Origin of the sequence: Burkholderia sp. A2, assembly GCF_001729305.1 — a bacterium.
In the GTDB taxonomy this organism is placed as follows: Bacteria; Pseudomonadota; Gammaproteobacteria; order Burkholderiales; family Burkholderiaceae; genus Burkholderia; species Burkholderia sola.
Genome location: NZ_LZXX01000107.1, coordinates 16216 through 36279, shown reverse-complemented (window position 1 = coordinate 36279; position 20064 = coordinate 16216). Strand labels below are relative to the sequence as shown.

Annotated in this window: 22 protein-coding genes and 2 pseudogenes; 16 read left to right on the top strand and 8 right to left on the bottom strand. The window is 67.4% G+C overall.

The window, feature by feature from the left end:
• Positions 1-72: 72 nt before the first annotated feature.
• On the bottom strand, positions 73-867 hold the full coding sequence (locus A9Z05_RS24280; protein WP_256122082.1) for a winged helix-turn-helix domain-containing protein: 795 nt from the start codon (positions 865-867) through the stop codon (positions 73-75).
• A 411-nt stretch (positions 868-1278) separates the two neighbouring features.
• Between A9Z05_RS24280 and A9Z05_RS24275 the strand changes: the two genes are divergently transcribed.
• From A9Z05_RS24275 to A9Z05_RS24220, 12 genes are all read left to right on the top strand, one after another.
• Positions 1279-2727: an ATP-binding protein gene (locus A9Z05_RS24275; RefSeq protein ID WP_069620350.1), complete on the top strand. Its 1449-nt coding sequence runs from the start codon at positions 1279-1281 to the stop codon at positions 2725-2727.
• Entirely contained in the window at positions 2724-3368 is a 645-nt protein-coding gene (locus A9Z05_RS24270; protein WP_069620349.1) for a response regulator transcription factor, read from the top strand. Before A9Z05_RS24275 ends, A9Z05_RS24270 begins: the two co-directional genes overlap by 4 nt.
• Before the next feature lie 107 nt (positions 3369-3475).
• Positions 3476-4192, top strand: a complete 717-nt coding sequence (locus A9Z05_RS24265) for an outer membrane protein (protein ID WP_069620348.1) — start codon at positions 3476-3478, stop codon at positions 4190-4192.
• A 29-nt stretch (positions 4193-4221) separates the two neighbouring features.
• Positions 4222-4695, top strand: a complete 474-nt coding sequence (locus A9Z05_RS24260) for a hydroxyisourate hydrolase (RefSeq protein ID WP_069620357.1) — start codon at positions 4222-4224, stop codon at positions 4693-4695.
• Positions 4696-4726: 31 nt separating this feature from the next.
• Positions 4727-5062: a hydroxyisourate hydrolase gene (gene uraH, locus A9Z05_RS24255; RefSeq protein ID WP_069620347.1), complete on the top strand. Its 336-nt coding sequence runs from the start codon at positions 4727-4729 to the stop codon at positions 5060-5062.
• A 202-nt stretch (positions 5063-5264) separates the two neighbouring features.
• The gene (locus A9Z05_RS24250) at positions 5265-6305 is read left to right on the top strand and encodes a serine protease (protein ID WP_256122081.1); all 1041 of its coding nucleotides are present in this window, start codon (positions 5265-5267) and stop codon (positions 6303-6305) included.
• A 102-nt stretch (positions 6306-6407) separates the two neighbouring features.
• The gene (locus A9Z05_RS24245; protein ID WP_069620346.1) at positions 6408-6755 is read left to right on the top strand and encodes a helix-turn-helix transcriptional regulator; all 348 of its coding nucleotides are present in this window, start codon (positions 6408-6410) and stop codon (positions 6753-6755) included.
• A gap of 23 nt (positions 6756-6778) precedes the next feature.
• A complete protein-coding gene (locus tag A9Z05_RS24240; RefSeq protein WP_069620345.1) occupies positions 6779-7270 on the top strand; it encodes an arsenate reductase ArsC in 492 nt (163 codons plus the stop codon).
• A 64-nt stretch (positions 7271-7334) separates the two neighbouring features.
• Positions 7335-8432, top strand: a complete 1098-nt coding sequence (gene arsB, locus A9Z05_RS24235; protein WP_069620344.1) for an ACR3 family arsenite efflux transporter — start codon at positions 7335-7337, stop codon at positions 8430-8432.
• Positions 8429-9151, top strand: coding sequence for an arsenical resistance protein ArsH (gene arsH, locus A9Z05_RS24230; protein ID WP_069620343.1), 723 nt, complete (start codon positions 8429-8431; stop codon positions 9149-9151). Before arsB ends, arsH begins: the two co-directional genes overlap by 4 nt.
• Positions 9152-9262: 111 nt before the next feature.
• Entirely contained in the window at positions 9263-9715 is a 453-nt protein-coding gene (gene arsN2 / locus A9Z05_RS24225) for an arsenic resistance N-acetyltransferase ArsN2 (protein WP_069620355.1), read from the top strand.
• 150 nt (positions 9716-9865) lie between these two features.
• Positions 9866-10537, top strand: a complete 672-nt coding sequence (locus A9Z05_RS24220) for a MarC family protein (RefSeq protein ID WP_069620342.1) — start codon at positions 9866-9868, stop codon at positions 10535-10537.
• Between the two features lie 71 nt (positions 10538-10608).
• Here A9Z05_RS24220 and A9Z05_RS24215 read toward each other — a convergent pair whose 3' ends face one another.
• From A9Z05_RS24215 to A9Z05_RS37965, 3 genes and pseudogenes are all read right to left on the bottom strand, one after another.
• Positions 10609-11097: a heme-binding protein gene (locus tag A9Z05_RS24215; RefSeq protein ID WP_069620341.1), complete on the bottom strand. Its 489-nt coding sequence runs from the start codon at positions 11095-11097 to the stop codon at positions 10609-10611.
• Between the two features lie 204 nt (positions 11098-11301).
• Positions 11302-12168, bottom strand: a complete 867-nt coding sequence (locus A9Z05_RS24210; RefSeq protein ID WP_069620340.1) for an ion transporter — start codon at positions 12166-12168, stop codon at positions 11302-11304.
• 86 nt (positions 12169-12254) lie between these two features.
• Positions 12255-12365: pseudogene (locus A9Z05_RS37965) on the bottom strand (LysR family transcriptional regulator); the annotation flags it as partial.
• On the opposite strand from A9Z05_RS37965, the pseudogene A9Z05_RS24205 reads away from it, so the two are divergent.
• A pseudogene (locus A9Z05_RS24205) lies at positions 12364-13074 on the top strand (porin); the annotation flags it as partial. The pseudogenes A9Z05_RS37965 and A9Z05_RS24205 sit on opposite strands and share 2 nt — an antisense overlap.
• Positions 13075-13224: 150 nt before the next feature.
• Here the strand turns inward: A9Z05_RS24205 and A9Z05_RS24200 are convergent.
• The 3 genes from A9Z05_RS24200 to A9Z05_RS24190 all read right to left on the bottom strand — a co-directional run bounded on the left by A9Z05_RS24200 (position 13225) and on the right by A9Z05_RS24190 (position 16427).
• Positions 13225-14034, bottom strand: coding sequence for a TlpA disulfide reductase family protein (locus A9Z05_RS24200; protein WP_069620339.1), 810 nt, complete (start codon positions 14032-14034; stop codon positions 13225-13227).
• Between the two features lie 578 nt (positions 14035-14612).
• Positions 14613-15203: a DUF4410 domain-containing protein gene (locus A9Z05_RS24195; protein WP_069620338.1), complete on the bottom strand. Its 591-nt coding sequence runs from the start codon at positions 15201-15203 to the stop codon at positions 14613-14615.
• Between the two features lie 222 nt (positions 15204-15425).
• Positions 15426-16427 carry a hypothetical protein gene (locus A9Z05_RS24190; RefSeq protein WP_069620337.1) on the bottom strand — a complete coding sequence of 334 codons (1002 nt, stop codon included), beginning with the start codon at positions 16425-16427 and terminating at the stop codon, positions 15426-15428.
• Between the two features lie 191 nt (positions 16428-16618).
• On the opposite strand from A9Z05_RS24190, the gene A9Z05_RS24185 reads away from it, so the two are divergent.
• Positions 16619-17344 carry a class I SAM-dependent methyltransferase gene (locus A9Z05_RS24185; protein ID WP_069620336.1) on the top strand — a complete coding sequence of 242 codons (726 nt, stop codon included), beginning with the start codon at positions 16619-16621 and terminating at the stop codon, positions 17342-17344.
• Positions 17345-17524: 180 nt separating this feature from the next.
• On the opposite strand, the gene A9Z05_RS24180 is transcribed toward A9Z05_RS24185, so the two are convergent.
• On the bottom strand, positions 17525-18562 hold the full coding sequence (locus tag A9Z05_RS24180) for an aldo/keto reductase (RefSeq protein WP_069620335.1): 1038 nt from the start codon (positions 18560-18562) through the stop codon (positions 17525-17527).
• Between the two features lie 127 nt (positions 18563-18689).
• Between A9Z05_RS24180 and A9Z05_RS24175 the strand changes: the two genes are divergently transcribed.
• Positions 18690-19571, top strand: a complete 882-nt coding sequence (locus tag A9Z05_RS24175) for a LysR family transcriptional regulator (RefSeq protein WP_069620334.1) — start codon at positions 18690-18692, stop codon at positions 19569-19571.
• Between the two features lie 178 nt (positions 19572-19749).
• Entirely contained in the window at positions 19750-20049 is a 300-nt protein-coding gene (locus A9Z05_RS24170; RefSeq protein ID WP_050017894.1) for a helix-turn-helix transcriptional regulator, read from the top strand.
• Positions 20050-20064 lie beyond the last annotated feature (15 nt).

The following is a 20064-nucleotide window of genomic DNA, read 5'->3' as shown; positions in this document are numbered from 1 at the left end:
GCAATGGGGCCTGTCAGGGTTGCCGGGTGCCGGCGGGCCGATCGGCGGGCGGCGATCGCGCCACGGGGCCGGCTATCGGCGCGGCGCCGCTTCGTCGTCGTCGGGCGGCGTGCCCGGCTCGCACGTGACGAGCCGATACCCGAACCCGTACATCGTCATCATCTTCACGCCGTGCCGGCCGTCGAGTTCGAGTCGGTCGCGCAGATACGCGACGTGCGTGTCGAGCCGCCGGCTGGAGGCTGCGACGAGCGACCCCCACACGAGCTGGCTCACGTGCGCGCGGTCGAGTGCGCGGCCCATGTTCAGGAAGAACGCGGTCGCGATCTGGAAATGCTTCTCGGTCAGCACGTGCTCGCGGCCGGCCACGTTCACGCTGCGCGTGGCCGTGTCGAATTCGAACGCACCGATGCGCCAGTGGCGATGATGGGTCGCGCGATGATGCGACCAGCGCAGCCACGTCGCGATGCTCGCGATCAGCGTGTCCGGCGGCACGGCGTACGGATGATGCTCGTTCGCGCCGGCGATGAAACACGCGGAGCGCGCGAGCTCCGCGTCGCGCTGGCTGATCGACACGATCGCGACGGTGCCGGCGAAACGCGCGCGCAGTGCATGGATCGCGTCCGTCGTGCGCCGGCAGGCCGTTTCGCATTGCACGACGAACAGGTCGAACGCGCGCGTGTCGCAGGCCGCGAGCAGGTCGGGCAGATATTCGAAGCGCGACGGCCGGTAGCCGGCGCGGCGCAGGATGTCGTCGATGCGCAGGCGGTCGTAGCCGTAGCCGGCGCGACGCAGCCGGTCGTCGAACGTGCCGCGGCTCGGATGGTCGATCGTCAGGATCGCGATGGCGGTGGAAGGGGCGTCGGTCACGATGCGGACGGGTGAAGCCGGTGCGGCGCGGGTGCGGCAGGCGTACGCGGTCGGATGAAAAGAGGCGGGATCATGGCCGGACAGGTTCCGGGCAGTTAGCGGCGTGACGCCGTCCAAAAAAAGTCCCGCCGGGGAGGCGGGAAAAGTATCGACTATGGAGCCTGTACTCCAGGAGGCAACGGAGAACAAGCAAGCCGATTCTGGTCGGTTCGGAGTCTGAAGAAAATCAGCCCAGTCTGAAATTGCAGGCGGTGCAATCGATGTTGCCGCGGTTTGGGACTGGGCTGACAGCCGGCATAACCGGATTCGGACCACGGGCTGCGTCGATTTGCCGACAATGACGACCACCGGCGCAGGGTGCGGCAATCGTCTCGTGCAGTGCCCGGCCCGTTTTCCGGCTTGCCATCGAACATGAAACCGTCTTTCCGAATCGCCGCGCTGGCCGCCTGGCTCGCGCTGAGCCTCGCCGGCACTGCGTTCCTCATCTCGCGCGCCGTGTCCGACGCGTACGGCCGCTTCTTCCAGGATTCGAGCATCACGATCCGCCTGCTCGCGCAGAAGGCCGCGCAGCACGAGGCGATCCTCGCGACGCTCGGCGCGTCGTCGCTGGCCGCGCCGCCCGCGCACATGCTCGACAACCTGCGCGAACGGATGCCGCAGCTCGACGGGCTTGCGTACTGGCGGCCCGGCGCGGGCTGGCAGACCGACGGCGGACCGGCCCCCGACGCGCTGCCGCAGCAACGGCCCGGCAAGCCGTTCAGGCTCGCATTCGACGGCCCGGCCGCGTACTGGCTCATAGCCGGGACCGGCTGGGCCGTGCGCGTCGATCCGCGCCGGATGCTGCAGCCGGGCGACTGGTCGACGGCGATTTCATCGGCGGCGCTGGAATTGCGCGACCGCCGCGTCGAGTTGCTGCAGCGCGTGAGCGGCGACGCGACGCCGTTGTGGACGATGCATCTCGAGAAACACCTGCCCGCGCAGCCGCAGGCGTTCGTACTGCGCACCACGCGCACGCTGACGGCCGTCGATTTGCCGTGGCTGCCGATCGGGCTGTGGAACGCGGTGGCGGCGCTGCTCGCGGCAGGCGCGCTCGGCGCATGGCGGCTGCGCGAGGCGCGGCGCCGCGAGGATGCGCGGGCGCGCCTCGATCGCTTCGGTCGGCTCGATACCTTCGGCGAAATGGCGGCCGGCCTCGCGCACGAGCTGAACCAGCCGCTGACCGCGATTGTCAGCCACACGCGTGCGGCCGAACGCATGCTCGATCGGCCGACCGAGCGCGACAGCGTGCGCCGTGCGCTGCAGACGAGCGTCGCGCAGGCGAAGCGCGCGGCGGCGATCCTGGAGCGCATGCGCGAAGCGGTGACGACCGCGCATGGCGGCGAGCGCCGCGCGCTCGATCCCGACGCGATCATGCAGACGCTGCTGTTCCTGTACCGCGACGAATGCGCGCGCGAGCACATCGCGCTCGGCTGGCACAACGCGGCGGCGCGCGAGCGGCCGTTCGCGGAGCCGATCGCGGTCGAGCAGATCCTGCACAACCTGATCCAGAACGCGCGCGACGCGCTGGCCGGCGCCGGCGTTGGCACGGGTGCATCGCGTGGCGAGATTCGCGTCAGCGGCGCGCGCGTCGGCAAGCACTACCGCTTCAGCGTGACCGACAACGGCCCGGGCGTGCCGGAAGAGACGCTGCCGCGCCTGTTCGAACCGTTCTTCACGACCCGTGCGCGCGGACTCGGCCTCGGGCTACCGCTGTGCGACACGCTCGCGCAGCGCCAGGACGGCACGCTCACGGTGCGCAACCTGCCATCGGGCGGCGTCGAAGCCGCGTTGCTGCTGCCGCTGGCCGCGGAGGCCGCATGAGCGATTCGCTTCAACCGTCTGCAATCCGCGACGCCTCCGTCGTCGCGATCGTCGACGACGACGAAGCCGTGCGCGACGGCCTCGCGTTGCTGCTGCGCACGGTCGGCGTGCCGACGCGCTGCTATCCGGACGCATCGGCCTTCCTCGCCGATGCCGACGACGCGGCGCTCGGCTGCGTGCTGCTCGACATCCGGATGCCGGGCATGAGCGGCCTCGATGCGCTCGACCAACTGCGCGCGCGGCGCGACCTGCCGGTGATCGTGATGACGGGTCACGGCAACGTCGACGCGTGCCGGCGCGCGTTCAAGCGCGGGGCGCTCGATTTCCTGCGCAAGCCGGTGGACGACGACGAGCTGATCGACACGGTGCAGCAGGCGCTGCGCCGGCAGGCCGCGCGGCGTGGCCAGGACGACGCCGATCAGACCCGCACGGCGCGCCTCGCGACGCTGAGCGCGCGAGAACGCGAGGTGCTGGAAGGGATCGTGCGCGGCGGCAGCAACAAGGAGATCGCCCGCGAACTCGGGCTGTCGCCGCGCACCGTCGAGACCTATCGCGCGAACGTGTTCGACAAGCTGCAGGCCGCGTCGCTGGTCGAACTCGTGCGCGATTACGCGGCGCTCGCGGGCGGCGCGCCTCCGTAGCGCTACGGAGGCGCAACCCGTAGCCGAACGGGTTCAACGATCGCGGCGCGATTCCTACGATGACGGCTTCTCCGACTCGTCATTCATCGTCAAGGATTCGATACACCATGATCAAGCGCTTTGCCCTGCCGTCCACGCTCGCCCTGCTGTTCTCGGGCGCCGCTTTCGCCGATACCGTCGCCGCGCCGGAGACGAAGAAGACCGCCGACGCGAGCGACGCCGGCTACTACGCGACGGGCCGCGTCATCGGCGCGTTCGACAACGCTGTGAACATGGAGCTGACGAGCCCGCGCGTCGCGAGCCGCGTCGGCGGCCCGGAGACGGGTTCGAACGTCACCGGCTCGCTCGGCCTCGGCTACCAGTTCGGCAATGGCTGGCGCGCGGAAGGCGAATACGTGTTCAAGCGCACCAACAACTTCACCAGCTACTGGGCGCCGTTCGACGCGAACGCGAACGAATTCCACGTGTCGGCGCAGCGCCTGATGCTGAACGGCTACAAGGACTTCGATCTCGGCCGCGGCTTCTCCGTGTACGGCACGCTGGGTATCGGTGTCGCGATCGTGTCGGCCGACGGCTGGCAGACCAACGATACGCGCCGCTTCGCGTCGAAGACGCAGACCAACCTCGCATACTCGGCCGGCGCGGGCGTGAGCTATGCGATCAACAAGCGTTTCTCGATCGATCTCGGGTATCGCTATGTCGACATGGGCAACGTCGAGACGGGCTTCAACACGTTCGCGAACCGCATCAACGCACGTGACGAACAGCTGAAGTCGAAGCTGTCGTCGAACGAAGTGTTCATTGGCCTGCGCGGCCGGTTCTGATGGAAGTCGCGCCCGCGGAGACGCATCGCATGAAGAACGTGATCGATACGGGGCGACGCAGGCTCGTGCTGGCGACGACCGCGCTGGCCGCCGTGCGCGCATGGGCAGCCGACGGGGCATCCGCGCCGGGCGTCGCGCCCGGTGTGCGGCGCGACGCATCGCCCGATCTGACCGTGCGCATCGTCGACATGCTGAACGGCGTCGCGGCCGAAGGCATGCGCGTCGAGCTGTCGCGCGTCGACGGCGCGCAAGACGTGCCGATGCGTCGTGCGACCGTCGATGCGCGTGGCGGTACCGGCACGCCGCTGCTGGCCGGCGACGCGTATCGCGCGGGCACGTACACGCTGACGCTGCATGTCGGCGAGTACTTTCGTGCACGTGACGTGCCGTCGCCGTTCCTGACGGTCGTGCCGGTCCGCTTTCGAGTCGCGCGCGACGACGAGCGGCTGCATGTCGCAGTGCAGTTCGGCCGCTGGAACTACACGTATTACCGCGGCACGTGATACGGCCGCACCTGCGCAAAAGGAGCACGACATGACGGGCATCAGCACGCATCTGCTGGACGTCGCCACCGGCAGGCCGATCACCGGCGTGCGGATCGAACTCTTCGACCTGGGCGAGCAGCCGCCGGTGCTCGTCGCGCGTGCGGTCAGCAACGCGGAAGGGCGTAACGACGCGCCGATGCTGGACGGCGATCTCGCGCGCCGCGGCGCGTTCGAACTGCGGTTTCATCTCGGCGAGTATTTCCGCGTGGCGGATGCGCTGACGGATGTCGTGCCCGTGCGTTTCACCGTGACCGATCCGGCGCGGCACCATCACGTGCCGGTGGCGTGTTCGCCGTGGTACGTGTCGGTGTATCGCGGCAGTTGAGCGTTCGACGGACGGTGCGAGGGCGCGATGCGTTGTACGCGCGGGGAGGGCGCCGTCCGTTCGGGCGACCCCGGCGCGACGGTAGGACCAGGCTGACCGTCGCATCGGACCGAAGGTGACGCAGTCCGATTTACCGGAACCGGGGCGACGGCGATACTCGGAGCCATTCGTTCAACTACGGGAGCACGGATTGCCGCGGCGGATGTCGGATGTCGCGCAATGCGTCGTCGACATCATGAGCATGCAGGACATCACCGGGCATTACGCGATTCCGCTCGCGCATCCGTTCTCGGATGTGCCGCCGCCGTACGGCCGCCGACGCCGGCCGTTCGTGGCGAGCCGGCGGGCGCGGCAACACGTGTTCGATATCTACGGCGCGCCGCGCGTGCCGGCACCCGCGGCGAACGGTGGCAACGTCGTCGGCGCTGCGCGGCCCGTCAAGGTCGTGCGCGCCGAGGATTTCGGTTCGGACAACCGTGCATGGGTGCGCCCGCATCCGCTGCGCCGTCGCTGGCGTCTGACGTTGATGACGTGTGCGCTGGTCGGCGCCGCGTGCATCGTCGCGACGCATCTGGTCGACGAACGCCAGCATGCGGCGGAGCATGACGCGGGTTATTCGACTGCGATCGCGGCAGCGCCGACGGCGGCCGTCGCGGCGACGGAAGTCGCGCGGGCCACGGGCCACGCGGCGGAAGTCGCGATCGTGCGGGCGGATCGTGCGGCGCCGACGGATGCGCAGATGAAGGCCGCCGCGACGGTGGTGGCGGAAACCGCGTCCGCGGAGGCACGCGCGTTGCACGTCGCGGGTAGCGGGTCGGCGGCTGAACCGGTCGCGGTGGCGATGGCTGTCGCGTCGAATGCTGTCGTCGCGGAAGCCGCGGTGCCGCGTGCCGATCGCGGATCGTCGGCGCGCAAGCCGGTTGCGGTGGCTGCGGCGCGGCCGGCGGCGAAATCCGCAGGGGCGCCGCGTGGCAAGGCGGCGCGTCAGGCTGGCGCGAACGCGCCTGCCGTCCAACATGCGGCGATTGCGGCACGCGGCGCGATGCCGCATGCGCAACCGGCTGCCCGAGCGACCGATACGTCGGCGGCCACGCCGGTATCGAGTTCGGCCCAGGCCGTCGGCATGACGGCCGCCGAGTTTACGCAATGGCTCGCCGCGACGCGCGACACGTCGCGGCCGGCAGCGGCCGGCACCGATCTGACGGTTGAATTGCCGAGTCACACGCGGTTGGTCGGGCGCTGACCGGCGCGCGTCGCGCGGCCGGTATCGACCGACGGAACGGCCCGGCGACGCCGTGTATCGGCGTCGCTTTCCTGATTTCCATATTTCGACTATTATAGAATTATGGAAATCAACGAAACCATTGCCGCCCTCGCGGCGCTCGCGCATGAATCCCGCCTCGCGGTCTTTCGCGCGCTCGTGCAGGCCGGGCCACAAGGTATGCCGGCCGGCCGGATCGCCACGCTGCTCGACGTGCCGCCGTCCTCGCTGTCCTTTCATCTGAAAGAACTCGCGCACGCGCAGCTCGTGACGAGCCGCCAGGACGGCCGCTTCGTGTTCTATTGCGCGAACTTCGACACGATGAACGGGCTGCTCGGCTATCTCACGGAGAATTGTTGCGGCGGCAATCCATGCTCGCCGGTGTCCGGCTGCTCGCCTTCCGGGAAGATCGATCGTCCCCGTCAATCCTGACGCGCGTTCGCGCGCCTTCGCCCATGACCACGAACGTCCTGATCCTCTGTACCCACAACTCGGCGCGCAGCGTGCTGGCCGAGGGCATGCTCAATCACTGGGCCGCGACGCTCGGCAAGGATGTGCGTGCATACAGTGCCGGCAGCGCGCCGAGCGGCCGTCTGAATCCATTCGCGCTGGAAGCGCTGACGAATGCCGGTGTCGACGTCGGCGGCTATCGCAGCAAAAGCTGGGACGAGTTCGTCGGCGACGGTGCGCCGGAAATGCGCGTCGTCATCACGGTGTGCGATAGCGCGGCGTCGGAGACGTGCCCGTACTGGCCCGGCACCCCGGTCAACGTGCATTGGGGCTACGTCGATCCGTCGAACGTGACGGGCGACGACGGCAAGCGTCTTGCCTTCGAACTGACGCGGCAGGCGATCGGCTACCGGATGCTGCAGTTGCTGGCGCTGCCGCTCGATCGCATGAGCAACACCGAACTCCAGGTGGCGCTGACCGCTATCTCGCAAAATTGATCGCTTGCGTTGCCATTCGAAGCATCGAGCGGCCAGCCGCCCCTTCAACACCGACGCCCACGCCATGAACAACGTCAACGTCGCCCCGCCGCGCAAGGTTCTCGCGAAGTCGTCCATCAACGTCTTCGAACGCTACCTGACTGTATGGGTGGCGCTGTGCATCGTCGCGGGCATTGTCTTCGGCCAGGCGCTGCCCGGCCTGTTTCAGGCGATTGGCCGGATGACGTACGCGCAGGTCAATCTGCCGGTCGGGTTGCTGATCTGGGTGATGATCGTGCCGATGCTGGTCAAGGTCGACTTCGGCGCGCTGCACGAGGTGCGCCGGCATGTGAAAGGCATCGGCGTCACGCTCGTCGTGAACTGGCTCGTCAAGCCGTTCTCGATGGCGTTCCTCGGCTGGCTGTTCATCCGCCACTTGTTTGCACCGCTGCTGCCGGCGGAGCAGCTCGACAGCTATGTCGCCGGGCTGATCCTGCTGGCTGCCGCGCCGTGCACGGCGATGGTGTTCGTCTGGAGCCGGCTGACAGGGGGCGATCCGCTCTTCACGTTGTCGCAGGTCGCGCTGAACGACGGCATCATGGTGATCGCGTTCGCGCCGCTGGTCGGCCTGCTGCTGGGGATGTCGGCGATCACGGTACCGTGGGCGACGCTGCTCACGTCGGTCGTGCTCTACATCGTCGTTCCGGTCATCTTCGCGCAAATCATGCGCAGGCGGCTGCTCGCGAACGGCCAGGCTGCGTTCGATGCCGCGATGACGAAGATCGGCCCGTGGTCGATCGCCGCGCTGCTGGCCACGCTCGTGTTGCTGTTCGCGTTCCAGGGCGAAGCGATCCTGAAGCAGCCGCTGGTGATCGCGCTGCTCGCGGTGCCGATCCTGATCCAGGTGTTCTTCAATTCGGCGCTTGCGTACTGGCTCAATCGCGCGGTCGGCGAAAGGCACGACATCGCATGCCCGTCGGCACTGATCGGCGCATCCAATTTTTTCGAACTGGCGGTCGCGGCCGCGATCAGCCTGTTCGGTTTTCATTCCGGCGCAGCGCTGGCCACCGTCGTCGGCGTGCTGATCGAGGTGCCGGTGATGTTGCTGGTCGTGCGCATCGTCAACCGGTCGAAGGGCTGGTACGAATGCCGGGTTCGAGATCACGAGAGAACCGCCCCATGACCGACTCCCTGAACGACCTGCCGCAACTCGACGCCACGCTGTTTCGCGTGCCGGACGTCGCGCAACTGCGGCCTGCGGCGCCATCCACGCATCCGCTGCGGTTCCTGCTGCTGTACGGCTCGCTGCGCGAGCGTTCGTTCAGCCGTCTGCTGGTCGAGGAAGCTGCGCGCCTGCTCACGGCGATGGGCGCCGAGGTGCGCATGTTCAATCCGGGCGGATTGCCGCTGCCCGACGACGCGCCGGAGAGCCACCCGAAAGTGGTCGAGCTGCGCGAGCTTGTGATGTGGTCGGAAGGCATGGTGTGGTGTTCGCCCGAACGTCACGGTGCAATGACCGGGATCATGAAAGCGCAGATCGACTGGATTCCGCTGTCAGTCGGCGCCGTGAGGCCGACGCAGGGCAAGACGCTCGCGGTGATGCAGGTGAGCGGCGGCTCGCAATCGTTCAACGCGGTGAACCAGATGCGTGTGCTCGGGCGCTGGATGCGCATGCTGACCATCCCCAACCAGTCGTCGGTGGCGAAGGCCTTCATGGAATTCGACGAAGCGGGGCGGATGAAGCCGTCCGCGTATTTCGATCGCGTCGTGGACGTGACGGAAGAACTTGTGAAGTTTACGCTGCTCACGCGCGATGTCGGTCCCTATCTGGTCGATCGGTATAGCGAGCGGAAGGAAAGCGCGGAAGAACTTTCGAAACGCGTCAATCAAGCGCGTGCCTAGCGTTCGCCATCGAATCGACGCCGGGGCGCTCGGCCAGATTCCGGTGCGCAGGGTTGGATTGGCGTAAGCGTGTCGGATCCAGGGATGTCGCAGCAAACCGGGAGTGCAACCATGGCACATATTCGTCAAGCGACCGAATCCGATCTGGCCTCGATCGAGGCGCTGCTTCGGGTCAGCTGTTTGCCGACCGAGGGCGTCGCCTTGTATCTGCCGCATTTCGTTGTTGCCGATGCGGCATCCGGCATCGTGGGATGTGGCGGAATCGAGTTCCACGGACGTCATGCGCTCGTGCGTTCGATCGCCGTCATCGAACACGCGCGTCGTGCCGGTGTGGGGCGCATGCTGGTGGCCCGTTTGCTCGAACAATGCCGCGCTCGCGCCGTCCGGTCGGTCGGGTTGCTGACCACGACGGCAGAAGACTACTTCGCCGGGCAGGGTTTCGTCCGTATTGCGCGCGAAGATATGCCGGAGCCGTTGGTGGCGTCCAGCCAGTTTCAGGGTGTCTGTCCGGGATCGGCCGTCGCGATGCTGATGGTCTGCGACGACAAAATCAGACTCGACTGATTCCCTTGCCGGTTCACATTCCCGACAATCAAGTTTCTGCGGCCCGGCATACCCCCGTGTGCCGGATCATGGAGATATCTCCTCTTTGCGGCCGGTCTTCTCGACTGGCCGCTTTTTTATTCCCGTTCGTTACCGGAGAGCACGATCGCGATGCAGCTCGACCGCCTGATCCCTGAAATCCTGTTCGGCTTCACGGGCCTGATCGGCATCATCAACCCGTTCGGCATGGCGTTCGTGTTTCTCGAACGCACGCAATCGCTGAGCGAAGCCGAGCGCGCGATCCTGTCGAAGCAGCTCGCGACGAACGTGTTCTTCACGCTGCTCGTGATCTTCTTCGTCGGCGCGCCGGTGCTGAACTTCTTCGGGATCTCGATGGAGGCGTTGCGGATGGGCGGCGGCTTCGCGGTGGCGGTGGCCGGCTGGTCGATGTTGAATGCACCGGACGTCCCGGCCGGCGGCGACGTCGCCATGCATGGCGACGATCTGCAGAAGCTGATGTCGCGCGCGTTCTTTCCGCTGACGGTGCCGCTGACGATCGGCCCCGGCTCGATCGCGGCCGGCATCGCGCTGCATGCCAATCGTGCGCATACGGCGAGCGATTACCTGGTGTCGGGTGTCGTGTCGGTGGCGGTCGCGGCGCTCGTCGCGTTCGCGATCTGGCAGATCTACAGCCGCGCGACGACGCTCGCACGCTATCTCGGCAGCGAAGGGACGAAGGTCGCGATGCGCGTGTCCGCGTTCCTGCTGCTGTGCGTGGGCGTGCAGATCATGCTGACGGGCTTGGCCGCGTTCGTGCAGATGCTGGGTGGGCAGGCGGGGTGAGAAGCGGGCGCTTTCACGGTTTGTGTCGGCGCCCGATAAAAAAGCCGCTCCATCAGAGAGCGGCCGGTTCGTTACATCAGCTTCGCTTGTACCCGCGCAATCCCCTGCAGCGCACACGCTTCGTCGAGATGCCCGCCCGGCGCACCACCGACACCCACGGCGCCGATCACTTCGTCGCCGGCCTTGATCGGCACGCCGCCGCCGAGCACCAGGAAACCGTCGATGGCCGTCATTTGCGCGGCGACCGGGTTCTTCTGCAGGTTCGTGGCCAACGTGGCGGTCGGCGTTTTCGTCGACAGCGCGGTGTAGGCCTTGCGCTTCGACGCATCCACCGTATGCAGCCCCGCGTTGTCGCCGCGCAGCACCGCGCGCTCGATGCCGCTTCGGTCGATCACGGTGACCGTCACGTCGTAGCCGCTGGCCGAGCAGGCCTGGATCGTTTGCTGCGCGATGTCGGCGGCGAGATTCAACGACAGGTTTTTTTCCTGGAGCACCTGCGCGGAAGCGGTGGTCGTCAGCGTGGCGGCGACGAGCGTCGCCAGGGTAGCGCGAATGATCATGTGAACTCCTCGATGAAATGACGGATGCGAGCGGGGCATTGGGTGGGCGGTTTCATGCGAACTTCCTTGAAAACCGCCGGCGCTTGCGACCGATGCGCAGGCCGTTACGGCCCGGAGCGATCGGTCGCGGTCGTCCGCTCGATGAGTTCAGTGTCGGCCAGTGGGAAGGGAAGCTGAATAGGACAGGGCTGATTCTTGCCGCGGCTATCGCGCGTCGCGGCCTTTGGCGGGCACGCGGCCGTGCGCGGGGGTATCCGCTGTACCTTGCACCGGGAACACGCCACCGCAATGCGGGCAGCACGGCCCGTCGCCGTCGGCGGGCCGCGTATTGGCCCGGCTGCGCTCCAGCGCCGATGCAACCAGCTCCGCGCCCATGATCCCGGTCGGAAACGCGATGATCCCGTAGCCGAGCAGGATCGCGCACGACGTGATCAGCCGGCCGAGCGGCGTGACGGGCGTCAGGTCGCCGTAGCCGGTCGTGCTCATCGTCACCGCCGCCCAGTAGACACCCACCGGAATGCTCGTGATCCCGTGCTCCGGCCCTTCGACGAGAAAGATCACGGTGCCGAGAATCACGACGAGCACGAACATCCCGCCGATGAACACGAAGATCTTGCGCCGCGCGCGCGTGAGCGCCCGGATCAGCATCTGCCCTTCCTCGAGATAGATCGACAGCCCGAGGATGCGGAACACGCGCAGCAGGCGCAGCAGCCGCACGTCGATCAGCGCGTGCAGGCCGGGGAAGAAGAATGCGAGATAGGTCGGCAGTACCGACACGAGGTCGACGATGCCGAAGAAGCTGCGCGCATACGCGGCCGGCTTCTTCGCGGAGCAAAGGCGCAGCAGGTATTCGGCGGAAAACAGCAGCGTGAACGCCCATTCGGCCGCATAAAGCGCGTGGCCGTATTGCTGGTGCAGCTCCTGCACGCTGTCGGCCATCACGACGAGCACGCTCGCGACGATCAGCGCGAGCACCGCGATGTCGAGCTTGCGCAGGAACGAAGGGCGGCCCGCGACACGGGTGACGGCATCGCGCGCCGTATCGAAGGAGGACTGGATCAGCGAAATCATGGGCCCGAGTGTACGGATCGCGTATCGCCGGGCCTATCGGACGAGTCTGATTTGAGCCGCGCCGGATTCCGGCGCCGCGCTTGCGGTCAGATCAGGAGCGTGAGCGTGTGAAACAGCGCGACATCCTCCTTGCGCGCGGAGCGCGCATGCTGGCGGATCACGTGCAGCAGGCAGTCGATGAAGCAACGCGCCGCGTCGAGCCCGGATTTTGCCGGTTTCTCGTTCGGCGGCACGTACAGCTTCAGCAACGACACCGGGTTCGCGAACAACCGGCAGTGGAGCGTCGGCGCGCAGTACGAGCAGGGCGGCCTGCTCGTCGGCGCGGCGTTCCTGAATGCGGGCAACCCGGGCGCGACGGCCGGCGGCGCGATCGCGGGCGCGGGGTCGGTCGGCGCGGATGCGAACTTCGCGTCGGCGAGATTGCGGATTTTCGGCGCGGGCATCAACTACACCGCAGGGTCCGCGACGGTGGGGTTCGCGTATACGAACAGCAACGTCACGCGGCCGAGCGCGAACGTCGGCTACCTGTTCGGCGACGAGACGATCGAACCGTTGACGGGGGCGCTCGCGGACGGCACGGTCGCGGCGATCAAGTACCAGAACTTCGAAGTGAACGGCAAGTATCAGTTCACGCCGGCGTTCTTCGTCGGTGCGCAGTATGTGTACACGACCGTGCGTTATGACACGACCATGGGCAGCGCGAAGCCGAAGATCCATTCGATCGGGCTGATGGCCGACTACACGCTGTCGAAGCGCACCGACGTCTATCTGATGGGCGCTTACCAGCGGATCGCGGGCGATGCGACCGGCTCATCGCTCGATCAGGCCTATATCCCCGGGGCGGCCGATCTGTCGTCGACGTCGAGGCAACTGATGGTGCATGCGGGAATTCGGCACAAGTTCTGAGGGCGTGACGCGGGAAGACCGGGCCGGCATCGCGCCGCGTGCGCGGCGCCGGCCATTGGACGGACATGAGGCATTCGGGCACCTGCCGGGTGGACGTGTCACGCGGTCGATACCGGACAGGTGGGGCGGCTTCCGGTCAGCCGTCGGCCATTACTGCCCGAAGCGTTGCGTGACGGTGTCCTTCAGCCGTGCGGCGGTCAGCTCGCCCATGTGCGATTCGACGAGTTCGCCTTTCGCGTTGAAGAACAACGTGGTCGGCAGCCCGCGCGAGCCATACGCGTGCATCGCATGCAGCGAAGGGTCGAGCAGCACGTGATCGAAGCGCAGGCTCTGCTGTTCGAGGAAAGCGCGAACGGCTTGCGCGCTTTCTCCCTGGTTGAGCATCAGTACCGTGATGCCCGGATGATCGCGCTGCGCCTGTTCGAGGATCGGCATCTCACGGCGGCACGGCGCGCACCACGTCGCCCACAGGTTCACGACGACCGGCTTGCCGACGAAGCCCGCCGGCAATACGGGCGTCGAATCGAGCGCCTGGAGCGGTATCGCGGCGAGCGGCGGCGCGCCGCGTTGCAACGTCGCCAGCGTGCCTTGCGCGATGCCCCACGCACCGAGGCCCGCGACGATGCCGGCCAGCACCGGCCGACGCAGCGCAGGCAGGCGGCGCAGACGCCAGCCCGCGAACACCAGCGCGGCCGCGATGCCGATGCGCGCGTCGAAGCCGCCGTCGCCGAGCGCGACGATCGCGCGCGGCGTCGCCACATAGTCCGGCCACCATTGCGCGACGTAACCGGCGCGCGCGGCCATCAGCCCGAGCAGCAGCGTGTCGAGGATCAGGCTCGACGCGGTCTTGTGATGCCCGTCCGGCGGGCGGCGCTGGATGACACGCGCGACGAGCCACGCCAGCAGCGCGGCGACGGCGACCGCGACGACGCGGATCGAGAAGGGACCGATGCTCAGCATGAAATAGGAAGAATGGACGTGATCGAGCGGGGCAGAAGACGGGATGGTCCGCCGCGACGATGAAGCCGTCGACGGTCGTGCGGCGTTTCGACCGATTGCCGCGTATGGGGGTTCCCGCCGAGAACGTAACGGCGTGTTGCGGATCGCGACAGACGCTCGGGCGGTCAGGACTGCGTGATGTGCACATCAACGTGCAGCGAATCAGACCGGTCTGATGGTCAGCGGGATACTGTTCATCAACAATACGCAGGCCGGTCTGGTGTGGTGTCCGCCGGTATCCCGCATAGGGATCTCTCCTTGACGGCCGCTCCGCTCGCGAGCGGCCGCTTTTTTTAGCGTCGTGCCAAGCGACGTTCGCGCGGGCGGGTGTCTCGTGGCGGTCGGTGGGCTGGACCGCATCCGATGCATATCGGCTGGTTCAACGGAATCGAAACGCTGCCAGATGCGAGCACGGGGCATTCACTCGCGCATTGCGCGACACCCGGTTTGGACCGGCCAGGCCGGTCGTTGGCGGCGGCACAGGGGCTGCCGCCATGGCCCGACGGGCCGCGCATCCACGATCCGTCGAGCGTCGGGTCTTACAGCTTCTTCGACGCTGCCGATGCCGCGTCGCCTTGCGTTGCCGCGGTCGCCGGATCGAGCGTCGCGATCGTCTTCTCGGTGAATTTCTCGTACAGCCAGTCCATGCGCATGCTGTCGATGCCCGCGATACCGCCGAGCGCATACGACGCCGACACCTTGAAGTGATCGAGCGGATGATTGTCGGCATCGGCGAACGTGACGGTGCCGTCGACGTAATCGCTGCCGGCCATGAAGCCGAACATGACGGCCGAGAAACTCGAGCGCACGCGAATGCCGGTGACTTCGACATTCAGGTGCATCGCATCGGTTGCATCCGCTTTGGCCAGCAGCTTGCGTGCGTCCAGTGCGCTTTCGATTTTCTCCTGCAGTTTCTTCGCGTCGAACTTCAGGTTGTCTTTCAATGCTTCCTGCGCGGCGCTGTCGAGCGTGACCTTCACGATCACGGGTTTCTTGCCGAACTGGGGCGTCGATGCGGTCACGGTGGCCCCTGCCGGATCGCGGGCGTCGCGCGTCACGCTGCTGGCGCAACCCGACAGTAGGCCGATCGTCACGAATGCCAGCGCGGCATGGCGGATAACAGATTTCATGATTGGTCTTTTGATTGAGATTATTGGAATGGGCCTTATGGCCGAACGGAAAGCTAGCATGGCGCGGTGCGATTCAAATCGTCGAATAGCAGGGGAAATCGATTCGGTATTGGGTCCACGCGGCGGGTTTGCACCGCGGAAGCGTCGAGATAACGTGCGGCGAGCGACGAGCGGCGTCGGAGATTGGCTACTGCTTTCGCGACGGCGTCTCGTCGCGGACGATTACTGGCCGTTGCCCGTTGCCGCTTCACCGAGTCGATACGCGGTAAAGAATTCGTACCACGGCGACCCTTGCGCGACCGGCACGCCGAGTGCCGTCGTGCGCTGTTTCAGCGCGCCGAATACATCGTTGACGAGTGCATTCAGCGCGCTGTCGCGGAATGGAACCGATTGCGTCCGCCCCGCGGCGAACGCGCCGTACGCGATCGCCAGCAGGCGTGCGCGATCGTCCGTGCCCGCGATCGTCGCGTCGATCGTTTCGACGAAGCGCGGCCGGTCCTCTTCGCGCGATGCCGACAGACACAGGAACACGACCGCCGACAGTTCGTGCAGGTCCTTCTCGCGCAGCAGCGTGGGCAGTCGTGCAACGATCCGGTCCACCGGTTCTTCACGCAGCGCATCGCCGAAGTCGAGCACGGCGGTCATCGGGTTCGTGTCTGTTGTCAGGCGATCGAGCGCAGGCGGGGCCGACGACGCGCCGTCTGGCCCCGCAGCGGGCGCGGACCGCAACGCATCGACCACGTGCCGAGTCCATTCCGGAAAGATCATCCGCACGTTGCCGAACTGCTCGCCGCCTTCCGCGGCCGGATTCCACCGATAGACGATCGTGCCGCCGCGGATGAACGGCGAATACAGGTGCTCGGGCGTTTGCGGCAGCGGCCGCCGGTTGATGGGCAGCCACGCGAGCGTGAGCCAGTCGTAGCGGCCCGTCGCGGGGACGGCCGCGCCCGAACTCGCGACGACCTGCCACGTGCCGCGATTCGCATAGCGGCGGCGTGCGTCGGGTACCGGGACGGTCCGGCCTTTCGCGGTGTCGAAATACGTCTTGCCCGTGACGCTCGCGCCGCTGTCGGCGGCCGGCGCGATCGTCGAGATGACCCACGACGCGCCGTCCGCCGACCGGTAGTCGGACGGCCTCAGCGTCGCCACATCGTGCACCATGCGCGTTTGTGCGGCGACGGCGCTTGGCGGGGCATCGGCGGGCGCGGCGAAGAGACTCGGCATGGCTTTCCTCGGAATCGGGGCGCGCATCGTCGAGCGGGGCGATGTGCGCGGCGCGGGTGGCGTCCTCGTAACTGTAGAACGTCGTGACCTGAAACGGAAACTGGCCGAACGGGGTAATCGATGCACGTTGTCGCCGCTTCGGCTTACCATGCGCATCCTGAGCTGACGACGCACACCGGGCGGGAGCACGCATGACCGACACGAAAGCCATTACCGAACACTGGACGCGGGTTGCCGACCAATGGATCGACTGGGCCGGCAAGCCGGGCCACGATGCGTTCTGGAAATATCGCGCGGGGCTCGCGGCCTACATCGGCCGTGGCACCGGCGCCGCGCTGGAGATCGGCTGTGGCGAAGGTCGCGTGAGCCGCGAGCTGAAGGCGCTCGGCTACGACGTGACCGCGAGCGACGCGGTGCCCGCGATGCTCGATGCGGCGCGTCACGCGGATTCCGCGCATCGCTATCAACTGGCCGATGCGGCGGCACTGCCGTTCGACGCGGCCAGCTTCGACCTCGTGATGGCCTACAACGTGCTGATGGATCTCGACGACATGCAGCGCGCGTTGAACGAGGCGCGCCGCGTGCTGAAGCCGCGCGGCACGCTGTTCATCTCGATCGTGCATCCGTTCCGCGACCGCGGCGGCTTTGCCGGGCCGCAGCCCGACGCGCCGTTCGTTTTGACGGGCAGCTATTTCGGGCGAGAGCATTTCGACGGCGTGGAAACGCGCGACGGGCTGTCGATGCACTTCGCGGGCTGGTCGCTGCCGCTGCAGGCCTATATGGAAGCGCTGGAAGCGGCCGGGTTCGCGATCGTGTCGCTGCGCGAGCCGCCGCCCGATCATGCCGATACGGATCTGCTCAAGCAGTGGGCGCGCGTGCCGCTGTTTCTGTGGATCAAGGCGCGGCCGCTGGAGTGAGTGCGGCCGGGGTTCGGTCCGGTGAATCGAATCGGGCGGACAAATTAGCGCGTAGGAATGGTGTCCGTCGGGCTACTGAAAATGAATGGCGGCCCACTCTTGTATCCGCCGGGCGACCGGATAGGCGGCCGTCTCGCAGTGGCGGCACGTGGGCCGGCCTGATGCCGATGCCGTCGCGGCTTACCCGCGCATCGGCGGATTGAGCCGCGCGAACGCCGCCTGGCGGCGATACGGAAAATACGGATACGGCGCTTCCACCGCACTTGCCGCATCGAGCTTCGCGATCTGCGCATCGGTCAGCGCCCACCCCACCGCGCCGAGGTTCTGCCGCAACTGTTCCTCGTTGCGCGCGCCGACGATCACCGACGACACGGTCGGCCGCTGCAGCAGCCAGTTCAGCGCGATCTGCGGCACCGTCTTGCCGGTTTCTTCCGCGATCGCGTCGAGCGCCTCGACCACGTCGTACAGGCGTTCGTCGTCGACCGGCGGCCCGTAGCTGGCCGTTTCGTGCAGGCGGCTGCCTTCGGGCAGCGGCGCATCGCGCCGGATCTTGCCGGTGAGCCGGCCCCAGCCGAGCGGGCTCCACACCAGCGCGCCGAGGCCCTGGTCGGCGCCGAGCGGCATCAGGTCCCATTCGTAGTCGCGGCCGACGAGCGAGTAGTACACCTGGTTCGCCACGTAGCGCGTCCAGCCGTGCCGGTCGGCCGCCGCGAGCGACTTCATGATCTGCCAGCCGGCGAAGTTCGACACGCCGATATAGCGCAGCTTGCCCGCGCGCACGAGATCGTCGAGCGTCGACATCACTTCCTCGACCGGCGTGCCGGCGTCGAACGCGTGCAGTTGCAGCAGGTCGATGTAGTCGGTGTCGAGGCGGCGCAGCGCGTCGTCGACGGCGCGCACGAGCCGTGCGCGCGACGTGCCCGCGTCGTTCGGGCCGTCGCCGGTCGGCAGGCCCGTCTTGGTCGAGATCAGCACCTGGTCGCGGCGCCCCTTGAGCGCGGCGCCGAGCACGCGCTCGGACGCGCCGTCGGAATACACGTCGGCCGTGTCGAACAGGTTGACGCCGGCTTCGAGGCAGATGTCGATCAGGCGGCGTGCTTCATCGACCCCGGTATTGCCCCAGGCACCGAACAGCGGGCCGGTGCCGCCGAACGTGCCGGCGCCGAAGCTCAGGACGGGGACCTTGAGGCCGGAGCGGCCGAGCGTACGGTATTCCATGTGCATGTCCTTTCGTCGTGTGAGCGCGGCGCGGCCGCGCGTCGATCGTCAGGCGACCAATGTACCGTTTGCGCCTTTCCCGGATAATCCAGAAGATAGCGAAAATATCCTTCGGAAGGAGCGAACAATGCTGCTCGACAACCTCGCGCTGTTCCTGCGCATCGTGGAGAAGGGCGGGCTGGCCGCGGCGGGCCGCGAGGTCGGCCTGTCGCCGGCCACGGTGTCCGAGCGGCTGACGGCGCTCGAGCGTCACTACGGCGCGGCGCTGCTCACGCGCACGACGCGCGCGATCAGCCTGACCGACGAGGGGCGCACGCTGGCGGAGGGTGCGCGACGCCTGCTGGCCGAGGCCGACGAGCTCGAAAGCCGTGTGCGGCTGGGCGTGCAGACGCTGTCGGGGCCCGTGCGGCTGAGTGCGCCGGCCGATCTCGGGCGCGAGCGCGTCGTGCCGGTCCTCGACGCGTTCCTGGCCGAACATCCGGGCGTGACGGTCGACCTGCATCTCGGCGACGGGTATGTCGACCTCGTCGGGCAGGGGCTCGATTTCGCGATCCGTCGCGGCACGCTGGCGGACAGCTCCTTGCGCAGCCGCTCGGTCGGCCGTGCGCGGCGCGTGGTGTGCGCGGCGCCCGCGTATCTCGCCGCACACGGCACGCCGACACACCCGGACGAACTCGCCGCACACGACTGCATCGTGATGCGCTTCGGCCAGGAGTTGTATGCCGAATGGCCGTTCAGCATCGATGGCGTATTGAAGCGCATCGTGGTGCGCGGCCGGCGCGTCGCCAACGACGGCGCGCTCGTGCGCGCGTGGTGTATCGCGGGGCACGGCGTCGCGCTGAAATCGCTGGTCGACGTCGAACGGGATCTGGCGTCGGGCGCGCTCGTCGAGGTGCTCGGCGCGTTCTCGCCGGGCGATGTGGATCTGCAGATCGTCTATCCGGGGCGTGCCGCGCAGCCGCGGCGCGTGCGCGCGTTGATCGACCGGCTGGCGGAGGCGCTCGCGTAACAGCACGTTGCCCGCGCGCGGCCTGCGAGACGTTGCGACGGCGATCTCGCCGTGAGCGCATCGAATGCGCGACGGTGCGACGGGCGCGCGGCATCGCGGGCTGAAACCGCTGTTCAAATTCGTTGCCCACATTTCGTCATTTAGCTAATATTCAAAACGTCAAGCGAAGCCGAACCCCATGGACGACGTTATCCGCATCAGCGCCTTGGCCAACGAAAGCCGTCTGGCCGTGCTGCGCTGGCTCAAGCAGCCGCGCAAGCATTTCCCGCCGCAGCCGCACGGCGACTTCGACGAACTCGGCGTGTGCTGCACGTATATCACCGAGAAGCTCGGCATCGCGCCGGCCACGACCACGCGCCACATGCGCATCCTCGCGGACGCCGGGCTCGTGCAGGCGACCCGCGTCGGCAAGTTCACGTACTACAAGCGGATCGACGGCGCGCTGCAGCAGCTCGGCCGCGATCTCTCCCAACTCTGACCCTGACCGAGGCAC